We start from the raw sequence: 20,304 nt of genomic DNA, 5'->3' as shown, positions 1-20,304 counted from the left end.
AAAAAATATCCCGGAGATTTCCGGGATATTTTTTATGGGCACCAATAGGCTATTGATACCGTCGCAACGATTTAAATGACCGCAGCGAGCGCCTTACACAATGGCAACATATTGTTCTTGGTCATACCCGCGACACTAATTCTTCCTGAACCGACAATATAGATACCAAACTCATTTTTTAGCTGTGCCACTTGCTCAGGGCTCAGGCCAGAGAATGAGAACATGCCATTTTGACGGGCAATGAAACTGAAGTCTTGCTGAACACCTTGCTCTTTCAACGTTGCAACAAACAGATCACGCATTTCCTGAATGCGATCACGCATTTCTGCGACTTCCTGAATCCACTCGGCATAGAGTTCCGGATGATTCAGAATTGTTGTGACAACCGCAGCACCGTGAGCCGGTGGGTTCGAGTAGATTGAGCGAATAATGCCTTTCACTTGGGAAAATGCAGTCGTTGCGATCTCTTTTGATTCTGCCACCAGTGTGAATGCACCAACCCGTTCGTTATACAGCCCGAAGTTTTTCGAAAACGAGCTGGCGACAAGGAGTTCTTTATTGTAGCGGGCAAAAATACGCAGACCTGCGGCATCTTCTTCAACCCCTTTTGCAAAGCCTTGATAAGCAAAATCGAACAGCGGAATCAATCCTTTCTCTGCCACTAGCTTCGCGAGCGTTTCCCACTCTTCAGCCGTTGGATCGATACCGGTCGGGTTATGGCAGCAACCGTGTAATAAAACAATATCGCCAGCTTGTGCGCCTTGCAGGTCGGCAACCATCGCTGAAAAATCTTTATCTTTGGTGGCTGCGTCGTAGTAGCTGTATTGCGCGATTTCGAGACCGGCAGCTTTGAATACGCCATTATGGTTCGCCCAAGTCGGATTGCTGATCCAGATTTTAGCGCCACTCATATGACGTTTGATGAACTCACCCGCCACACGGAGCGCACCGGTTCCGCCCGGTGCCTGAGACGTTTTGGCTCTCTGACTGGTGACGATTTCCGCATCTGCTCCAAACAGGAGTTTTTGCACGGCCAGTGCATAATCAGCCATACCTTCAATGGTCAGATAAGACTTGGTTTTTTCTGATTCGAGCAGTATGGCTTCCGCTTTTTTTACTGTCGCAAGGATCGGGGTTTGACCGGACTCATCCTTATAGATCCCAACCCCTAAATTGATTTTTTCTGAACGGGGATCGCTTTTGAACTCTTCAGTGAGTCCGAGAATCGGATCGGCCGGTGCAGCGACAACTTTTTCAAACATGTTTTTCATCCGTGTAAAATTGAAAGGAAATAGTGAATTTTTATGCCAGTTTCGTGACATCGTGATGCAATTATTTATACCTCTATGGCGATCTTGTTACAACCGTCACACGGTGAAAAAAGTTAAATAATTGCTGATTCTGTTTTTCGTGCATGGAAAACGACCTTTCAGCGTTTTGCCCTCACTAACAATTATCAAAGGAGCAATAAAAAATGCCACCGTAAACGATGGCATTTTGCAGGTTAAAACGACGCTTCGGATTAGAAGTTAGCCGAACGTGGTGCTCTCGGGAACGGAATCACATCGCGGATGTTACCCATGCCGGTGACATAAGAGACCAACCGTTCGAATCCGAGGCCAAAGCCTGAATGAGGAACCGTGCCATAACGGCGTAAGTCACGATACCAGCCCATACTTTCTGGTTCGATCCCCATATCGAGCATCCGTTTATCCAGAATGTCTAAACGTTCTTCACGCTGAGAACCACCGATAATTTCACCAATGCCCGGTGCGAGTACATCCATCGCGGCAACGGTTTTGCCGTCATCATTCATTCGCATATAAAAGGCTTTGATATCTTTCGGGTAGTTTTTCACAACCACCGGCGCTTTAAAGTGTTCTTCAGCGAGGTAGCGTTCATGTTCGGAAGACATGTCGATGCCCCATTCAACCGGGAATTCAAATTCTTTACCGGAATCCAACAGGATTTGAATCGCATCCGTGTAATCAACTTGTGCAAAATCTGATTCAACAAAGTTTTCCAGACGGCTAATCACATCTTTGTCGATTCTTTGGGCAAAGAATTCCAGATCATCACGACGTTCTTCAAGCACTGCTTTAAAGACATATTTGAGCATATCTTCAGCAAGCTTAGCGATGTCATTCAACTCTGCAAATGCAACTTCGGGCTCGACCATCCAGAATTCCGCTAAGTGGCGGCTAGTGTTGGAATTTTCAGCACGGAATGTCGGGCCAAAGGTGTAAATTTTGCTTAATGCACACGCGTAGGCTTCACCGTTTAACTGACCTGAAACGGTCAAAAATGTTTCTTTACCGAAGAAATCTTCATTAAAGTCCACATCACCTTGTTCAGTCAGGGGCAGGTTGGTCAGATCCAGCGTTGAAACACGGAACATTTCACCAGCACCTTCACAGTCAGCGGCGGTGATCAGCGGGGTAGAAACCCAGAAAAATCCTTGTTCGTGATAAAAACGGTGAATAGCTTGAGAAAGGCAGTTACGCACACGGGCAACGGCACCAATCACATTGGTGCGCGGGCGCAAGTGAGCGACTTCACGCAGGTACTCAATCGAGTGACGTGTTTTCGCCATTGGATAAGAATCCGCATCTTCAACCCATCCGACGACTTTAACGGCTGTTGCCGCGAGTTCAAAGTCCTGACCTTTGGCCGGAGACGCAACAATTTGACCGGTCACTTCAACAGAACAACCCGTTGTCAGCTTTAAAACTTCTTCATTGTAATTATTGAGATTATTCGGGACCACGGCCTGAATCGGGTCGAAACAAGAGCCGTCATAAATGGCAAGAAACGAAATTCCGGCTTTGGAATCACGACGTGTACGGATCCAGCCGCGGACAGTAACTTCACTGTCAACTGCAAGCTTACCGCTTAATACGTCAACAACAGGCGCGTACGTCATAGTAGTGTTTGTATCCTTTAGTTAATTAATTATTACAAATCAAAATCTTATGCCGAAAGTGTTGGGGCAGTCTCTGACAGTCATTCTTCCCCAGCATCAGTGGATGCTTAACAATACACTAAAATCAATGACTCTTGAATGCTTTAGCGTGAAGAAACGCGGAGAAGCGTCTCCATGAATGACGTTTTTAAGCCATCTTCAGCTGTCATGGTTGAACTTTGTGCTATTTCAGTCACTTTTCAACAGACTCTCGCTGGCTGAATCGTATTCCCAGGACTGATTTTTTATTCACCGCTATGTCGCAAATCGACATCGGTGAGGCGTTTCGAAACATATCGACATAGAGGTCAGCCGATAACATCAGCGGGTAAGGACGATATGCCCTGAATAAAGGTCAGCATGGAGAAAAATAAATGTTTACAAAGAATGATTCGATAGCCGGTTTCGATGATGCGGTATGGGCGGCAATGCAGCTTGAGGCAAAGCGACAGGAAGAACACATCGAGCTGATTGCATCAGAAAACTATACTAGTCCGCGTGTCATGGAAGCACAGGGCTCTGTACTGACAAATAAATATGCCGAGGGCTATCCGGCGAAACGTTACTACGGTGGCTGTGAGTTCGTCGATCAGGTAGAAATTCTGGCTATCGAGCGTGCTTGTCGTCTTTTCTGTGCCGATTACGCCAATGTACAACCTCACTCCGGTTCTCAGGCGAATGCTGCGGTTTACATGGCACTGTGTAATCCGGGCGACACGATTTTGGGAATGAGCCTCGATCATGGCGGGCATTTAACGCATGGGGCGAAAGTCAGCTTTTCCGGAAAAATCTACAATGCGGTTCAATATGGTCTCAATCCTGAAACCGGTGAAATCGATTATGATCAGGTCGAGCGTCTGGCGAAAGAACATCAGCCGAAGATGATTGTTGCCGGTTTCTCCGCTTATTCAAGAAAAGTGGATTGGGCTCGTTTCCGTGAAATTGCCGATATGGTTGATGCATATCTGTTCGTTGACATGGCGCATGTGGCTGGTCTGGTCGCTGCCAAACTTTATCCTAATCCCGTCCCATGGGCTGATGTTGTCACGACCACAACGCATAAAACATTACGCGGTCCGCGTGGTGGCCTGATCTTGGCACAAAGCAATCCAGAACTGGAGAAAAAACTCAACTCAGCCGTTTTCCCCGGTGGTCAGGGTGGCCCGTTGATGCATGTGATTGCGGCGAAAGCGGTTGCTTTCCAAGAAGCGCTTCAGCCGGAGTTTAAAACCTATCAGCAACAAGTCATTCTCAATGCTCAGGTCATGGCTGAAGTGCTGAGTGGTCGCGGGTTCGATATCGTCTCTGACGGGACAGATAACCATCTGTTCTTGCTGAGTTTAATTAAGCAGGGCTTAACCGGAAAAGCCGCGGATGCTGCACTTGGCAGAGCAAACATTACCGTGAATAAGAATGCCGTTCCCAATGACCCTCAGTCACCATTTGTGACGTCTGGGTTGCGGATTGGGTCTCCGGTTGTGACGACGCGAGGATTTAAAGAGCAAGAATGTACACTGCTGGCCGGCTGGATCGCGGACATTCTCGATGTCCTTGATGACGAAGCAAAGCTGGAGAAAGCAATAGAAGAAGTTAAGTCACAGGTTATCGCGCTTTGCGCTGAATTCCCTGTGTATCGCTAAGTCTGCTAAGGATTGTCTGGGAGTAGTATTTATGGAGCGTTATTCTGGATTTGGACTGTTGAAACACAGTCTGGCCTATCACGAAAACTGGCAGCGCGTTTGGCGTAATCCCAAGCCCAAGAAGAAATATGATGTCATTATCATCGGGGGCGGTGGTCACGGTTTGGCGACAGCTTATTATTTAGCGAAAGTGCATGGCATCACCAATGTTGCCGTGATTGAAAAAGGTTATTTAGGTGGCGGAAATACCGCTCGTAACACCACCATTGTTCGTTCGAACTATCTATGGGATGAGGCCGCTCATCTTTATGAACATGCCATGCAACTCTGGGAAGGTTTGTCTCAGGATCTGAACTATAACGTGATGTTCTCTCAGCGTGGTGTGCTGAATCTCGGGCATACCCTTCAGGATATGCGTGATATTGAACGACGGGTCAATGCGAACCGTCTCAACGGCATCGACGGTGAAGTGTTAGATGCCCAGCAGGTAAAAGAAATCGTCCCGCATATGGATTGTTCACAGAATCGTCGTTACCCCGTGATGGGGGCATCATGGCAACCACGAGGCGGGGTCGCCCGTCACGATGCAGTTGCATGGGGTTATGCCCGTGGGGCAGACAGTTATGGCGTGGACTTACTCCAGCAATGTGAAGTCACCGATATGGTGATTGAAGATGGTGCGATTGTCGGGGTGAAAACCAACCGTCACGGCATCATCAAAGCCAATCGGGTCGGCTGTGTAACGGCCGGTAACTCGGGCGTGATGGCAAAAATGGCTGGCTTTACCATGCCGCTTGAGTCTCACCCGTTGCAAGCGTTGGTTTCTGAGCCGATTAAACCAATTCTGGATACCGTGGTGATGTCTAACCACGTTCATGGCTACGTCAGTCAGTCTGATAAAGGTGATTTAGTCATCGGTGCAGGTATCGATGGTTATAACGGTTACGGACAGCGTGGGTCATATCATACGATTGAGCATACGCTTCAGGCGATTGTTGAGCTCTTCCCAATCTTTAGTCGTGTCCGCATGAACCGTCAGTGGGGCGGTATCGTGGATACCACACATGATGCCTGTCCGATTATCTCAGATACGCCAGTCGAGAATCTGTTTTTCAACTGTGGCTGGGGAACCGGTGGCTTTAAAGCGACGCCCGGATCCGGGCATGTTTTTGCTGAAACACTGGCAAAAGGTGAAGCCAATGCGTTGGCAAAACCATTCTCTATGTTCCGCTTCCACGATGGTGCATTGGTGGATGAGCATGGCGCTGCGGGCGTAGCACACTAAGCGAAGGAGAGCATTCTATGTTTCACATCTATTGCCCGCACTGTCATGAAGTGCGGGAAGAAGAAGAATTCCATGTGAAAGGTCAGGCACATATTTCTCGTCCGCTTGACCCCGAACAATGTTCAGATAAAGAGTGGGGGGAGTTCCTCCATTTCCGGGATAACCCTCGCGGGTTACACCATGAGATTTGGTATCACGCACTGGGATGCAGAAAGTTTTTCAATGTGTCCCGCGATACAGTGACTTACGAAATCAAGCAGGTTTATAAAATTGGTGAGCAACCTGAAAGCATGGCGAAACAGGGCTAAGGAGCGGAACAATGAAGCAAAAAAATCGCTTGTCGTCAGGTGGACGTATCGACCATTCAAAACCGCTGAATTTCACTTATAACGGTCGTCGTTATCAGGGTTTCAAAGGGGACACGGTTGCCTCGGCATTATTGGCTAATGGGATTGACATCGTTGGTCGTAGTTTTAAATACAGCCGCCCGCGCGGTATTGTGGCAGCCGGTGCAGAAGAGCCGAATGCAATTTTACAGTTAGGTGCCAGTGAAGCCACACAGGTACCGAATGTGCGGGCAACGCAACAAGAACTATTCGATGGACTGGTTTGTGCGTCAACCAATGGCTGGCCGAACGTTGAAAAAGATTGGATGGGTGTTTTCGGTCAATTCAGCGGGAAGATGATGCCGCCGGGATTCTATTACAAAACGTTCATGTCCCCGGCGTCTATGTGGCCGACTTACGAAAAATATATTCGTAAAGCAGCTGGCCTTGGGCGTTCTCCGGTGGAGAATGACCCGGATATTTACGATCACCTCAATCAACATTGTGATTTGATGGTGGTTGGTGCCGGTCCTGCCGGTCTGACCGCTGCACTGAGTGCTGCGCGTGCCGGTGCGAGAGTGATTATCGCTGATGAGCAGAATGAATTCGGTGGCAGCCTGTTAAGCTCACAGGATGTCATCGAGGGTAAACCGGCACTGGAATGGGTGCAGACGGTGGTTGCTGAATTGGAAACGTATCCGGATGTCATGTTGCTCAAACGGTCGACCGTGAATGGTTACCACGATCACAACTTCCTGACGATTCACGAACGGAAAACCGATCACTTAGCGGATCGTGCCGGACCGGATCAGGTTCGCCAGCGTCTGCACCGGGTCCGTGCCCGTTGGGTGGTTCTGGCGACGGGAGCACATGAGCGTCCGTTGGTTTACGGCAATAACGATGTTCCCGGCTGTATGCTGGCATCTGCTGTATCAACCTACATCAACCGCTACTGTGTTGTTCCGGGTGAGAAGCTGGTCTTGATGACCACCAATGACGGTGCTTATCAGACCGCGATCGATTGGTTGAATGCCGGGCGTGAAGTGGTTTCAATTGTGGATACACGGCCGAATCCCCAAGGTGATCTGATCGATCAGGCGAAAGCGCTTGGGATTGCGGTCGTGACCGGCAGCGCTGTGATTGATGTGGAAGGCAAGAAGCGCGTCTCTGGTGCGGTTGTGGCAAGTATCGACAGCGAAGGGGACAAGGTCACTGGCAATGTTCGCACCATAGCCTGTGACACGATTGCCAGCTCAGGTGGCTGGAGTCCGGTTGTTCATTTGTCTTGTCATACGGGCAGCCGTCCGATCTGGGATGACAGCGTCATTGGTTTTATCCCCGGAAGAACGATACAGCGTCAGTTGACCGCAGGGTCTATCAACGGTTTGTTCAGTCTGGACGAAGTGCTGAAGCAAGGGGTATCGATTGGTCACAAAGTCACAGAACTGCTTGGCTTTACCGCGGAAAAAGTGGCAGTGCCGCAAGCTGCCACCATCACAGAAGGTCCGGCGATGGCGCTCTTCCATGTGCCCCATACCAAACCGACCTCACGTGCACCAAAACAGTTTGTTGATTATCAGAATGATGTCACCGCTGCCGGGATTGAGCTGGCAACGCTGGAAGGCTTTGAGTCAATCGAACATGTGAAACGTTATACCGCAATGGGCTTTGGGACGGATCAGGGCAAACTGGGAAACATCAACGGCATGGCGATTGCCGCCAAAAAGCTAGGGCAGACCATTCCTGATACAGGAACAACTATCTTCAGACCGAACTATACACCGATCACCTTCGGTGCGATTACGGGGCGCCACTGCAATGAGCTGTTTGACCCGATGCGGTATACGGCAATGCATGAATGGCATGTTGCCCACGGTGCCAAGTTTGAAGATGTCGGTCAGTGGAAACGCCCATGGTATTACCCACGCGGTAACGAAACGATGCAAGAAGCATTGAACCGTGAATGCAAAGCCGTCCGTGAAAGCGTCGGTGTACTTGATGCTTCCACACTGGGTAAAATCGATATTCAAGGTAAAGATGCCCGGGAATTTATCGGCCGTGTTTACACCAACGCATGGGCAAAACTGAGCGTCGGTAAATGTCGCTACGGCTTGATGTGTGGTGAAGACGGCATGGTGTTTGACGATGGTGTTACCTCTTGCCTTGGTGAGAATCACTTCCTGATGACGACCACTTCCGGTGGGGCTGCGCGGGTACTTGAGTGGTTGGAATTCTATCATCAGACCGAATGGCCGGAGCTTGAAGTTTACTTCACCAGTGTTACGGACCACTGGGCGACCATGACTATCGGCGGACCAAACAGTCGTCAGTTATTGTCTGAACTGACGGATCTCGAACTCAGTAACGAGCACTTCAAGTTTATGGACTGGAAACAAGCGCATGTTGCTGGCGTGCCCGCCCGTATCTTCCGAATTTCGTTTACCGGGGAGCTGTCGTTTGAGATTAACGTCCAGGCAAACTATGCCCAATATGTCTGGGACAAGCTGTTTGAGCATGGCGAAAAATACAATCTGACACCTTATGGAACAGAAACCATGCATATTCTGCGGGCCGAAAAAGGTTTCATTATCGCCGGACAGGATACCGATGGTTCCGTGACACCGTACGACTTGAATATGGGCTGGTGTGTCGCGAACAAGAAACCGTTCAGCTTTATCGGTAAGCGTGGTATGGCATTGGAAAGTAATGCCCGTGAAGGCCGTAAACAACTGGTTGGCCTGAAAACCATCGATCCGAAAGTGGTGCTCCCTGAAGGCGCACAAGCGGTCAGTAATCCGAATCAGCCAGTACCGATGGAGATGCTCGGTCATGTGACTTCAAGTTACTGGAGTGCAAATTTGGATCGCAGTATTGCGATGGGGTTTGTGAAAAACGGCCTGCAACGGATGGGAGAAAAGGTCTATTACCCATTGGTTGACGGACGAGTCGTTGAAGCTGAAATTTGTAGCGCTGTATTTTTTGATCCGGAAGGAGAACGCCAGAATGTCTGATGTATTAAGCCCTGAAAAACAACAAGCGCCTGAAGCTGATCTGGTGGCGGTCATGGATCAATATGCGTCGGTGCCTACCCAAACCCCACTGCATATGAGTAAAAAGTCATCGGTTGCATCGCACGCAACGACTGCCGGTGTCACAATGAAAGAGGTCGCTCTGCTGGGGCACCTCATACTCAGAGGTGACAGTCACGATCAAGGACTGGTTGATGCGGTGGAGAAAGTGTTGGGACTGTCGTTACCAACGCTGCCGCTGACGTCATCAGAGGAAGATGATAAAGCCATTTGCTGGATGGGGCCTGATGAATGGTTGATTCTGGTTCCGGGCGAGCAGGCTTACGCGGTGGAGGTTGCGCTGCGTGACCATCTTGCCGGGCATTTTTCAATTGTCAATCAGAGCAGTGGACAGACAATCATTGAGCTGAGTGGTCCTCAGGCGGTCAATATACTGAAGAAAAGCACCACACTGGATGTGCATCCGAAAGAATTTCCGGTTGGGAAAACCGCCGGTTCTGTCTTGGCGAAAAGCTCGGCGGTGTTCCGCCGGGCTGATGAGCAACGCTGGCAAATTATTGTCCGTCGTAGTTTCGCGGACTATATCTGGCGATGGCTCTCGGATGCCGGTAAAGAATATGGTTTATCCATTGAAAAATAATAAGTGACGACACTGCCGGGTTTTGACCCGGCAGTTTTGACTGGAGTAACGAATGAAGCCTTCTTCTGACACTTGGATTGTGACAGCAAGCTGTCCCAGCCGTTTAGGTACGGTTGATGTCGTCACCCGTTTTATGGCGGAATCGGCAAATTATATCAATGAGATCCATTCATTTGATGATCGGGTGCTTGATCAATTCTTTTTGCGGATCGAGTTTACGCCGGAAGATAAAAACTTTTCTCCTGAACGGTTTAATCAACAATTTGCAATAAGAGCCGAGCCATTTGAGATGAATTGGCAACTCTATCCGGCGACGAAAAAAGATCGGGTGGCAATACTGGTCTCGAAATTTGACCATTGCCTGAATGATTTACTGTTTCGCTACCGGACCGGCCAGCTCAATATTGAAGTGCCGGTGATTATTTCCAACCACCCGGATTTAGAGTCGCTGGCCAAGTGGCATGATATTCCGTATTACCATCTGCCGATCACACCGGAAACCAAACGCGAGCAGGAAGCGCAGATTTTGCAACTGGTTGAACAATATCAGGTCGATTTAGTGGTATTAGCGCGCTATATGCAGGTGCTGTCCCCTGAAATGTGTGCTGCTCTAGATGGTCGGGCGATTAATATTCATCACTCGTTGCTTCCCGGGTTTAAAGGGGCTCGTCCTTATCATCAGGCTTGGGAAAAAGGTGTAAAAATGGTTGGGGCAACGGCGCACTATGTGAATAACGACCTCGATGAAGGCCCGATTATCACGCAGGGGATTCAGTCGGTTGATCATGCGCATTATCCTGAGGACTTAATCTCGAAAGGGCAGGATGTCGAGCGGATTACCTTGTTTAATGCCGTCCGTTATCATGTCGAGCGGCGGGTTTTTCTCAGTGGTAACCGAACAGTTGTTTTTAGTAACTAGGGGCTGTTTCTTTCATGGTTTAATTTTTTCAGATGAACCCTTTGGGCAGCAAGAAAGGCAACGCTCTGCTATAAAATGATAAAGGGAACCAATGGGTTCCCTTTATCATTTTCTCGTCGACATCAGTGGTCAGGATGTCGTTTTAAAGCATGTCTTCATGCTCTGAATCACCAATAATTCAGCATAAAACAAGAAACGGATTTTTGTAGGAGCGAGTCATGAGTATCAGCGTATTTGATCTGTTTAAAGTCGGCATCGGACCATCCAGTTCCCATACTGTTGGCCCAATGCGAGCCGCCAGTCTTTTTGCTGAAGCGCTGGTGAGTCAGCAATTGTTGGCCAGGATTGAACGGGTTGAAATAAAATTATACGGCTCGCTCAGTGCTACCGGGGTCGGGCACGGCACCGATAAGGCTGCTGTGATGGGGCTGATGGGATATCAGCCGGATACCATTGACCCTGTAGCCATTGAGCCGGCAATCAAAGCGACACTAGAAACAGGCACGTTGCGGCTGGCAAAACAGAAGACCATTTCTTTTGACTGGCATACCGATTTGCAGTTTATTGATGAAGCCTTACCGTATCACCCCAACGCGATGTATCTGGCGGCTTATGGCGCGGATAATACCGTTGTGAGCGACAACACTTATTATTCGATCGGCGGTGGGTTTGTGCTGGATGAAGCATCGATTCAGAAAACGGAATATGTCACACCACAGGTCAAACTCCCTTACGAGTTTTCGACGGCGCAAGAGCTACTTGAGATTTGCCAACAACACAAACTGCGCATCAGTGAATTGGTGATGAAAAATGAGCAAACCTGGCGGACAGTCCCGGAAATCAATGCCGGGATTGAACAGCTGTGGCAAGTGATGCAGGAATGTATTGCCAACGGCATTGAGCAAGAGGGGATTCTGCCCGGAGGATTGCAGGTGAAGCGACGGGCTGCGTCTTTGCATCGTTCCTTAATCCAATCCAGCGATGACAACGTGATATACACGTCACTAAGTGGTATGGACTGGGTCAATCTGTATGCGTTGGCGGTCAATGAGGAAAATGCTGCCGGTGGACGGATGGTGACAGCACCAACTAATGGCGCGGCAGGGATTATGCCAGCCGTATTGATGTACCACATGCATTTTCATCCGAAAGCCAAAGCCGAAGACGTCAATAAGTATTTTCTGGCCGCCAGTGCCATCGGTGCTTTGTGTAAAATGAATGCTTCGATTTCCGGTGCTGAAGTCGGATGTCAGGGAGAAGTCGGCTCTGCCAGTGCGATGGCCGCGGCAGGATTGACCGAAGTGCTTGGCGGGACGCCCGAGCAAGTCGAGAATGCCGCTGAAATTGCGCTGGAACACAATCTGGGGCTGACGTGTGATCCCGTTGGTGGATTAGTTCAGGTCCCTTGCATTGAACGTAATGCGATTGCTGCGGTGAAATCGATTAATGCCGCGAATATGGCGTTACGGGGGAATGGCGAGCATTTCATTTCACTCGATAAAGTGATTCGTACAATGCGAGATACAGGGCGGGATATGCAGGATAAATATAAAGAAACATCCCGTGGCGGATTGGCGGTAAATGCCATCGAGTGTTAAACCAATCAATATTGCACTGGCAGAATCAATGATTCACAGATGATTGTCTTCGTATCATGGTTGTCTCAATATGGTTTTGGTAGGGGCTGTTGACCGTTCGTGGTTGAATTTTGTTCAGATGAACCCTCTGGGCAGCATTTGTCGCTCATTTATCCAGCGTTAGGTCATGGTTCATGTAGATCGCTACACTTCACATGACCCGCCTTGACTAAATGCACGATAAATTGCTGCAAAAACCATCACGAAAGGTCAACAGCCCCTAGTGTTGTCATCCGCTCTCGGTTTTATTCAAGACCCATCGATTTAGTACGCATCTATTCAACATACAGCCATTCAACCCAAGGTCGTCTCATCCAAATATTTACTGGAACATTCATTTGCAGCAGTCGTTGATTATGGTATTCAATCTTGTGTATATCAAAGAGATGCATCCCAACGTTGCGCTGGGCTCACTGAGTGCGCCATTTTAGGGTGAGCCGATGAGTCATCTTGGTGCACCCCCCTTACTTTATGCAAGTTAGTTGCAAAAAATTTCATATTTTAGTGACCCATTTTCCCTTCTGGTCCTGCCAGAAAATCGGCTGTATTCCCTCTCTTTTCTGCCTTTGCGACTTCGATCAATTTTTGTCAAGTCAATAGATGAATTTTAGAGGGAGGCGTGTTTATTTTAAGGTATAAATGTTGCTAATTTGTTTCTGTAAGGTATTTACAGTTAACTAATTGTTAAAAATGTTCTCCACTATTACAAAGCAAAATGGAGTCGCGCAATGTCAGCACTATTAAATAGCTCACTCAAAAAAGAATATCCGCAAAAGGAAGTTAGTCGTATAGGCTTCTTGCTGTTAAATAATTTCACCATGATCGCCTTGGCATCAGCGGTTGAGCCGTTAAGAATGGCGAATCAGCTCAGTGGTAAAGAACTCTATGATTGGTATACGATCACAGAAGACGGAGAGTCGGTTGCGGCGAGTGATGGCATAACTGTAACGCCGGATATATCAATCAATGCCGCACCAAAGTTAGATACATTGATTGTTGTCGGTGGCGTCAATATTACCCGGAGTTATACACGCCGTCAGGTGAGCTGGGTTCAGTCTTTGGCCCGTAAGCACGTCAACCTTGGTGGGGTCTGTACCGGTCCTTATCTGTTGGCTGATGCCGGTGTCATGGATGGCTATGAATGTAGTGCGCATTGGGAATGTATTGCTGCCTTGCAGGAAGCGTATCCTCGCGTTTCATGTACCAATAATTTGTTTGTGATTGACCGTGATCGCATGACCAGTACCGGCGGCTCGGTACCCATGGATATGATGATCAACATGATTAAACGCGATTACGGCCATCAGCTGGCTGCCAGTATCTCTGAGATGTTTATTTGCGACAGAATCCGGGGTGAAACGGATTATCAGCGCATTCCGCTGCGGCATGTTTTGGGAACTGCGCAACCGAAACTGGTTGAAGCGATTACGCTGATGGAAGCGAATATTGAGGAAACCATCGAGCTTGACGAGCTGGCTGCCTATGTCGGACTGTCGCGCAGACAGTTGGAGCGACTGTTCCAGAAATACTTGCAGTGTCCTCCGTCAAAATACTATTTGAAATTGAGACTGTTCCGAGCCAGACAGTTGTTACGTCAGACTTCGATGTCAATTATTGATATCGCAACTGCATGCGGATTTGTTTCATCGCCGCATTTCAGTAAGTGTTATCGTATTCATATTGGTATTTCACCACGGGCTGAACGTCTTGGTCACGGTGAAACGGAACTCGAGAATGTGCTGCTGACCCCTGATGTGGTTGAAGATAATCCGGTTCAGGCCGATATTTCTGTATTTGAAGTCCCAAGTCTTCGCTCTTCACGCGCCTTATATGAAGCACAGTATGAACCGACTTATGGTTCGGTTTTAGTCTGATTCTATACGCCTTTCTGTCAGGCCGCCGGATATTCCGGCGGCTTTTGTCTGTCTGTAAGAACCATCTGTAAGAACCGCTGCTGAATCACCTCAGCTGAATGTCTGTATTTGCAAAGATAAACCAAAACGACACCCCCAAAACTAACCCCGAAAAACTGCCCGAAAACGACGTAGCAAGTTACGCAAAAGGTGTTCTGAGTGACGTTTTCAGAACACTACTCAGTTGCAGGAATACCTATTCTGAATACCAAGCTCACAGTGAAATGAATCAGGTGAAAAATGGACTCAAGGGAATTGCATGATGATGCGATCGTTATCGACGGACTCGTGATAGCGAAATGGGATCGTGATTTATTTGAAGATATGCGTAAAGGCGGAATCACGACGGCAAATTGTACGGTATCAGTCTGGGAAGGCTTCCAGAATACAGTCAACAACATCGTTGAGATGAACAATCTAATTGAAGCAAACAGCGATATTGTGACCAAAGTACACACCACCGACGATATTCGCCGGGCGAAGCAGGAAGGAAAAACCGGTGTCATGATGGGTTTCCAGAATGCGAATGCCTATGAAGATCAGCTTGGCTACGTACAAGTCTTCAAAGATTTAGGGGTTGGGGTGGTTCAGATGTGTTACAACACGCAAAACCTCGTGGGAACCGGCTGTTACGAACGTGATGGTGGTTTATCCGGTTTCGGTCATGAAATCGTGGCGGAAATGAATCGTGTCGGGGTGATGTGTGACCTGTCTCATGTGGGCGCAAAAACTTCAGAAGAAGTGATTCTCGCGTCGAAAAAACCTGTCTGTTACTCCCACTGCCTGCCCAGCGGACTCAAAGATCATCCACGGAATAAATCAGATCAGGAACTGAAGTTCATCGCGGATCACGGTGGTTTTGTCGGTGTCACGATGTTTGCCCCGTTTTTGAAAAACGGCATTCATTCAACCATTGAAGATTACGTGGAAGCAATTGCTTATATATTCAATTTGGTTGGCGAGGATCAAATCGGCATCGGGACCGATTTTACGCAAGGTCATGGCCAGCCCTTTTTTGAATGGTTAACTCACGACAAGGGCTACGCCCGTCGCCTGACTAACTTTGGCGAGATTATCAACCCGGAAGGTATTCGTACGCTTGGTGAGTTTCCTAACTTAACTGACGCGCTGTTACGGCATGGTTTTACTGAGACGCAAGTCCGGAAAATTATGGGCGAAAACTGGCTTCGTGTTTTAGGTGACGTGTGGGGTGAATAAACCACCGTCATGGCGTTGAACCGCAAATGAAAAGGAGAATCCGAAATGGGAGTACACGCACCTGAAATGCCAATACTGGTCGATGATGAGACCGGTGTCTGGACAACCGACGCGCTGCCAATGCTTTATGTCCCTCGTCATTTCTTCGTCAACAACCATATGGCGATTGAAGAAGAAATGGGTGCTGAGCGTTATGCACAAATCCTCTACAAAGCAGGTTACAAATCGGCTTACTACTGGTGTGAAAAAGAAGCGGAAGCTCATGGTATCGAAGGGGATGACGTCTTCGAACACTATATGAATCGATTATCTCAACGTGGCTGGGGTATTTTCACCATCGAGCATTTGAATATTGCCGAGGGAAGCGCCCGGGTACGTCTGGACAATTCAGCCTTTGTTTATCAGTACGGCAAAGTGAACCGCAAAGTGGATTACATGTTCACAGGCTGGTTTGCCGGTGCGATTGACCAAATCGCCCAAAGTCTGGGGTATACGGTACAAACTCAGGCAGAACAGGTCCAGAGTGCAGCAGAAGATGGGTGTGACCACGGCATCTTCGACGTCTCACCGGTCGCCTGATCACACATATAAATACAAAAACACTGATTACTAAAAAGTATTCGTCAAGGAAGACAGCCTTATCCGGTCGGAGATAAGGCTGGTATAGAGGTGAAGCATGTCTCAGTTTGATATTCTGTTCCAACCATTAAAAATCAATCATCTGACGATTCGTAACCGCATCGTCAGTACCGCTCACGCCGAGGTGTACGCAACCGACGGCGGTATGACAACGGATCGTTATGTCAAATACTATGAAGAGAAAGCCAAAGGCGGCTGTGGTCTCTGTATTTGTGGCGGTTCCAGTGTGGTTTCTATCGACAGCCCACAAAGTTGGTGGAGTTCGGTCAATCTTTCAACAGACAGAATCATTCCTCATTTCCAGAATCTTGCCGACGCCGTCCATAAGCATGGCGGAAAAATCATGATTCAGATTACTCATATGGGACGGCGTTCGCGCTGGGACGGTGAAAACTGGCCGAGTCTCATGTCACCGTCAGGGATTCGTGAACCGGTTCACCGCGCAACCTGTAAAACCATTGAAGAAGAAGAGATCTGGCGCATCGTGGGTGACTTTGCCAAAGCTGCGGTACGGGCAAAAGACGGTGGTCTGGATGGGGTTGAGCTTTCCGCAGTTCACCAGCATATGATTGATCAGTTCTGGTCTCCCCGGGTCAACAAACGGACTGACCAATGGGGCGGAACGTTTGAAAACCGGATGCGCTTCGGCATGGAAGTGCTGAAAGCAGTCCGTGAAGCGGTTGGCCCTGACTTTGTGGTCGGGATGCGGATTACCGGTGATGAATTCCATCCGGACGGCCTTGATCACGAAGAGATGAAAAAAATTGCCGCTTACTATGATGCCACGAACATGGTGGATTACTTCGGTGTGGTCGGCTCCGGCTGTGATACGCACAACACACTGGCTAACGTTATTCCGAATATGAGTTATCCGCCAGAACCATTCCTCCATCTGGCAGCCGGGATTAAAGAAGTGGTTTCTGTACCGGTGATTCACGCACAGAACATTAAAGACCCGAATCAGGCGAAACGTATTCTGGAAGGCGGCTATGTCGATTTCGTCGGGATGACCCGTGCGCATATCGCGGATCCGCATCTGATTGCCAAAATCAAACTGGGTCAGACCGACCAAATCCGCCAGTGTGTCGGGGCAAACTACTGCATCGACCGTCAATATATGGGGTTAGACGTTCTCTGTATCCAAAATGCAGCGACATCCCGAGAATATATGGGGATGCCGCATCTGATTGAAAAAACTACCGGCCCCGTCCGTAGAGTTTTAGTCATCGGTGGTGGTCCCGGCGGGCTTGAAGCTGCAAGGGTGGCAGCCGAGCGTGGCCATCAAGTGACGCTGATCGAAAAAGGTGAAGCGCTGGGCGGACAGATTACGATTGCCGCGAAAGCACCACAGCGTGATCAAATGGCCGGGATTACCCGCTGGCTGGCGATGGAGCTGGAGCGTTTAGGGGTTGAAATTATTCTTAATACCAGTGCCAGTGCAGACATGGTTCGTGAAATGAGTCCGGATGTTTGTATTCTGGCGACCGGTGGCCGTCCGTTTATCGACCAAAACCCAGCATGGGGAGCAGAAGAAGGCTTGGTTGTTTCGAGCTGGGATATTCTCAACGGAACCGTTGAGCCGGGTAAAAATGTGTTGGTTTATGACACCATTTGCGAGTTCTCCGGCATGTCGGCTGCGGATTACCTGACGTCGAAAGGTGCGATGGTTGAGTTGGTGACTGATGACATCAAACCGGGAGTCGGTATCGGTGGGACCACCTTCCCGACGTATTACCGCAGTTTGTATGAAAAAGAAGTCATCATGACCTCAGACCTGATGCTCGAAAAAGTCTACCGGGAAGGGGATAACCTGATTGCATTACTGGAAAACGAATATACCGGCCAGCAAGAAGAGCGCGTTGTCGATCAGATCGTGGTTGAAAACGGTGTCCGGCCGAATGAAGCGCTGTACTACGAGCTGAAAGCGGACTCGATCAATAAAGGTCAGGTTGATAATGAAGCACTGTTTGCCTCCGCACCGCAGCCAGTGTTATCTGCGGATGACAAGGGCATGATTCTGTGGCGTTTGGGAGATTGTGTGTCACAACGTAACGCCCACGCTGCGATCTACGACGCATTACGTCTGTGTAAAGATCTCTAAGGAGGTGCCTATGAACCTTGAGTGGTTGCTTCCCATTTTAGTCGTGACCGCCAGTACGCTGGCGGTCCTCGGGATGGTCCGGCGTGTCCGCATGTGGTTGCGGGGACAGGCGTCTCCGGTTGCCATCATCGGTGGACTAATGGCAATGCCCCGGCGTTATCTGGTGGATCTGCACCATGTGGTCGCCCGCGATAAAGTCATGTCCAATACCCACGTCGCGACAGCCGGTGGTTTTGTTCTGTCAGTGCTGCTCATCTTTGCTGTGCACGTTTTCGGTGTTGCTCAAGACATTCTCTCTTATCTGTTACTGGCTTCTCTGGCGCTGATGTTTACCGGCGCGCTGTTTGTGTTCCGCCGTCGTTTGAACCCGCCAGCAAGACTATCGAAAGGGCCGTGGATGCGTTTGCCGAAAAGCTTACTGATGTTTTCCGTCAGTTTCTTTCTTGTGACGCTTCCGGTCTCTGGGGTACTACCAGAACAATTTAGCCACTGGGCTATCGTCACCGTGTTATTGGTTGCCATTGTCTGGGGCATGGGAGAAATGTTTTTCGGGATGGGCTGGGGCGGGCCGATGAAGCATGCCTTTGCCGGCGCGCTGCATTTAGCATTTCACCGCCGACCGGAACGTTTTGGCGGTGGGCGGTCAACCGGCCTGAAACCCGTTGATCTTGAAGCCGACAAACTCGGTGTTGAGCACCCATCCGATTTTAAATGGAATCAGTTGCTGGGATTTGATGCCTGTGTTCAGTGCGGTAAGTGTGAAGCCATGTGCCCGGCATTTGCTGCCGGTCAGCCGTTGAACCCGAAAAAACTGATTCAGGATATGGTGGTCGGATTGGCCGGTGGGACTGACCAGCATTATGCCGGTAGCCCGTACCCGGGCAAGGACGTCGGTCACGCCAAAGGCGACCCGCATCAACCGATTGTCGGTGGCGTACTGAACTCAGAAACGCTGTGGTCTTGTACCACTTGCCGGGCCTGTGTCGAAGAGTGTCCGATGATGATTGAGCATGTCGATGCCATTGTTGATATGCGACGCTTCCTGACGCTGGAAAAGGGACAGACACCCGAAAAAGGTGTCGAGGTGCTGGAAAACCTGATCTATACCGACAACCCAAACGGTTATGCACCACAGCGTCGTTCGCACTGGGCTGCGGATCAGTCACTAAATCTGATGTCTGATGTCAAAAGAGCGGATGTACTGTTCTGGGTCTCTGATGGGGCGTTTGATATGCGCAGTCAGCGGATTCTCAAATCTTTCGTGCAGATCCTGAAAGCTGCCAAAATCGATGTCGCGATTCTCGGTGACGAAGAGCTGGACAGTGGGGATGTCGCCCGCCGCTTAGGGGATGATGCAACCTTCCAGCGTCTGGCTCGCCGCAACATTGAAACACTGGAAAAATATGAATTCAGCTGTATCGTCACGACCGATCCACATGCATTCCACTGTCTGAAAAACGAGTATCCGGATCTTTATCCGGCAGGGCAATCACCACAATATCAGGTCTGGCATCACACCACGTTTATCAATCAACTGGTTGAGAAAGGTCTGATTCACTTACGCCCTTATCAGGGCGGCAAGGTCACTTACCATGACCCGTGTTATCTGGGACGTTATAACGGTGAATATGATTCTCCCCGCGCGGTTCTGGCACAGCTGGGCATTGAAGTGAGTGAGATGGCGCGTTCCGGTTTCCGCTCTCGCTGCTGCGGTGGTGGTGGTGGCGCACCGATTACCGATATTCCCGGAGAACGCCGGATTGCAGATATGCGTATGGATGACATTCGTGAAACCGGTGCAGCGCTGGTTGCTGTCGGGTGTCAACAATGTACAGCCATGCTTGAAGGGGTGGTTGAACCAAGGCCTGAAGTGAAAGATATCGCTGAGTTGGTTGCTGAAGCATTATTTGAAATAAGTGTTGAAGCCAGTGAAAGCCATTCAGCGGATGCCGGTGTATGGACACCGGATACTCAGGCCGTAACGGTGTAGGGGGA

At 49.2% G+C, this 20,304-nt stretch carries 14 protein-coding genes; 12 read left to right on the top strand and 2 right to left on the bottom strand.

Features of this window, described 5'->3' with window-relative positions:
- Nucleotides 1–71: 71 nt before the first annotated feature.
- Together BSQ33_RS01910 and asnS are read right to left on the bottom strand one after the other, a co-directional pair.
- Nucleotides 72–1,262, bottom strand: coding sequence for an amino acid aminotransferase (locus BSQ33_RS01910; protein WP_021021274.1), 1,191 nt, complete (start codon nt 1,260–1,262; stop codon nt 72–74).
- A gap of 260 nt (nt 1,263–1,522) precedes the next feature.
- Entirely contained in the window at nt 1,523–2,923 is a 1,401-nt protein-coding gene (gene asnS / locus BSQ33_RS01905; RefSeq protein WP_021021275.1) for an asparagine--tRNA ligase, read from the bottom strand.
- Nucleotides 2,924–3,336: 413 nt separating this feature from the next.
- Between asnS and glyA the strand changes: the two genes are divergently transcribed.
- From glyA to BSQ33_RS01840, 12 genes are all read left to right on the top strand, one after another.
- Nucleotides 3,337–4,602, top strand: coding sequence for a serine hydroxymethyltransferase (gene glyA / locus BSQ33_RS01900; protein WP_088133136.1), 1,266 nt, complete (start codon nt 3,337–3,339; stop codon nt 4,600–4,602).
- Between the two features lie 31 nt (nt 4,603–4,633).
- Nucleotides 4,634–5,887 carry a sarcosine oxidase subunit beta family protein gene (locus tag BSQ33_RS01895; RefSeq protein ID WP_021021277.1) on the top strand — a complete coding sequence of 418 codons (1,254 nt, stop codon included), beginning with the start codon at nt 4,634–4,636 and terminating at the stop codon, nt 5,885–5,887.
- A gap of 17 nt (nt 5,888–5,904) precedes the next feature.
- The gene (locus tag BSQ33_RS01890) at nt 5,905–6,195 is read left to right on the top strand and encodes a sarcosine oxidase subunit delta (RefSeq protein ID WP_021021278.1); all 291 of its coding nucleotides are present in this window, start codon (nt 5,905–5,907) and stop codon (nt 6,193–6,195) included.
- A gap of 11 nt (nt 6,196–6,206) precedes the next feature.
- Complete coding sequence (locus BSQ33_RS01885) at nt 6,207–9,224, top strand: sarcosine oxidase subunit alpha (RefSeq protein ID WP_021021279.1); 3,018 nt, start codon at nt 6,207–6,209, stop codon at nt 9,222–9,224.
- Nucleotides 9,217–9,882, top strand: a complete 666-nt coding sequence (locus BSQ33_RS01880; RefSeq protein ID WP_088133135.1) for a sarcosine oxidase subunit gamma — start codon at nt 9,217–9,219, stop codon at nt 9,880–9,882. The genes BSQ33_RS01885 and BSQ33_RS01880 overlap by 8 nt, the downstream gene beginning before the upstream one ends.
- A gap of 52 nt (nt 9,883–9,934) precedes the next feature.
- Nucleotides 9,935–10,801: a formyltetrahydrofolate deformylase gene (gene purU, locus BSQ33_RS01875; protein ID WP_021021281.1), complete on the top strand. Its 867-nt coding sequence runs from the start codon at nt 9,935–9,937 to the stop codon at nt 10,799–10,801.
- A gap of 218 nt (nt 10,802–11,019) precedes the next feature.
- A complete protein-coding gene (locus tag BSQ33_RS01870; protein WP_088133134.1) occupies nt 11,020–12,399 on the top strand; it encodes an L-serine ammonia-lyase in 1,380 nt (459 codons plus the stop codon).
- 767 nt (nt 12,400–13,166) lie between these two features.
- Nucleotides 13,167–14,312 carry a GlxA family transcriptional regulator gene (locus BSQ33_RS01865; protein WP_088133133.1) on the top strand — a complete coding sequence of 382 codons (1,146 nt, stop codon included), beginning with the start codon at nt 13,167–13,169 and terminating at the stop codon, nt 14,310–14,312.
- Nucleotides 14,313–14,591: 279 nt separating this feature from the next.
- Nucleotides 14,592–15,569, top strand: a complete 978-nt coding sequence (locus tag BSQ33_RS01855; protein WP_072961454.1) for a dipeptidase — start codon at nt 14,592–14,594, stop codon at nt 15,567–15,569.
- A 45-nt stretch (nt 15,570–15,614) separates the two neighbouring features.
- A complete protein-coding gene (locus BSQ33_RS01850; protein WP_088133131.1) occupies nt 15,615–16,148 on the top strand; it encodes a DUF5943 domain-containing protein in 534 nt (177 codons plus the stop codon).
- Nucleotides 16,149–16,245: 97 nt separating this feature from the next.
- Nucleotides 16,246–18,309 (top strand): NADH:flavin oxidoreductase, encoded by a 2,064-nt coding sequence (locus BSQ33_RS01845; RefSeq protein WP_021021286.1) that lies wholly within the window; start codon nt 16,246–16,248, stop codon nt 18,307–18,309.
- 10 nt (nt 18,310–18,319) lie between these two features.
- Nucleotides 18,320–20,299 carry a (Fe-S)-binding protein gene (locus BSQ33_RS01840; protein WP_088133130.1) on the top strand — a complete coding sequence of 660 codons (1,980 nt, stop codon included), beginning with the start codon at nt 18,320–18,322 and terminating at the stop codon, nt 20,297–20,299.
- Nucleotides 20,300–20,304 lie beyond the last annotated feature (5 nt).

Origin of the sequence: Vibrio gazogenes, assembly GCF_002196515.1 — a bacterium.
GTDB classification, from domain to species: Bacteria; Pseudomonadota; Gammaproteobacteria; order Enterobacterales; family Vibrionaceae; genus Vibrio; species Vibrio gazogenes_A.
This window is presented reverse-complemented; position numbering and strand designations above follow the sequence as displayed.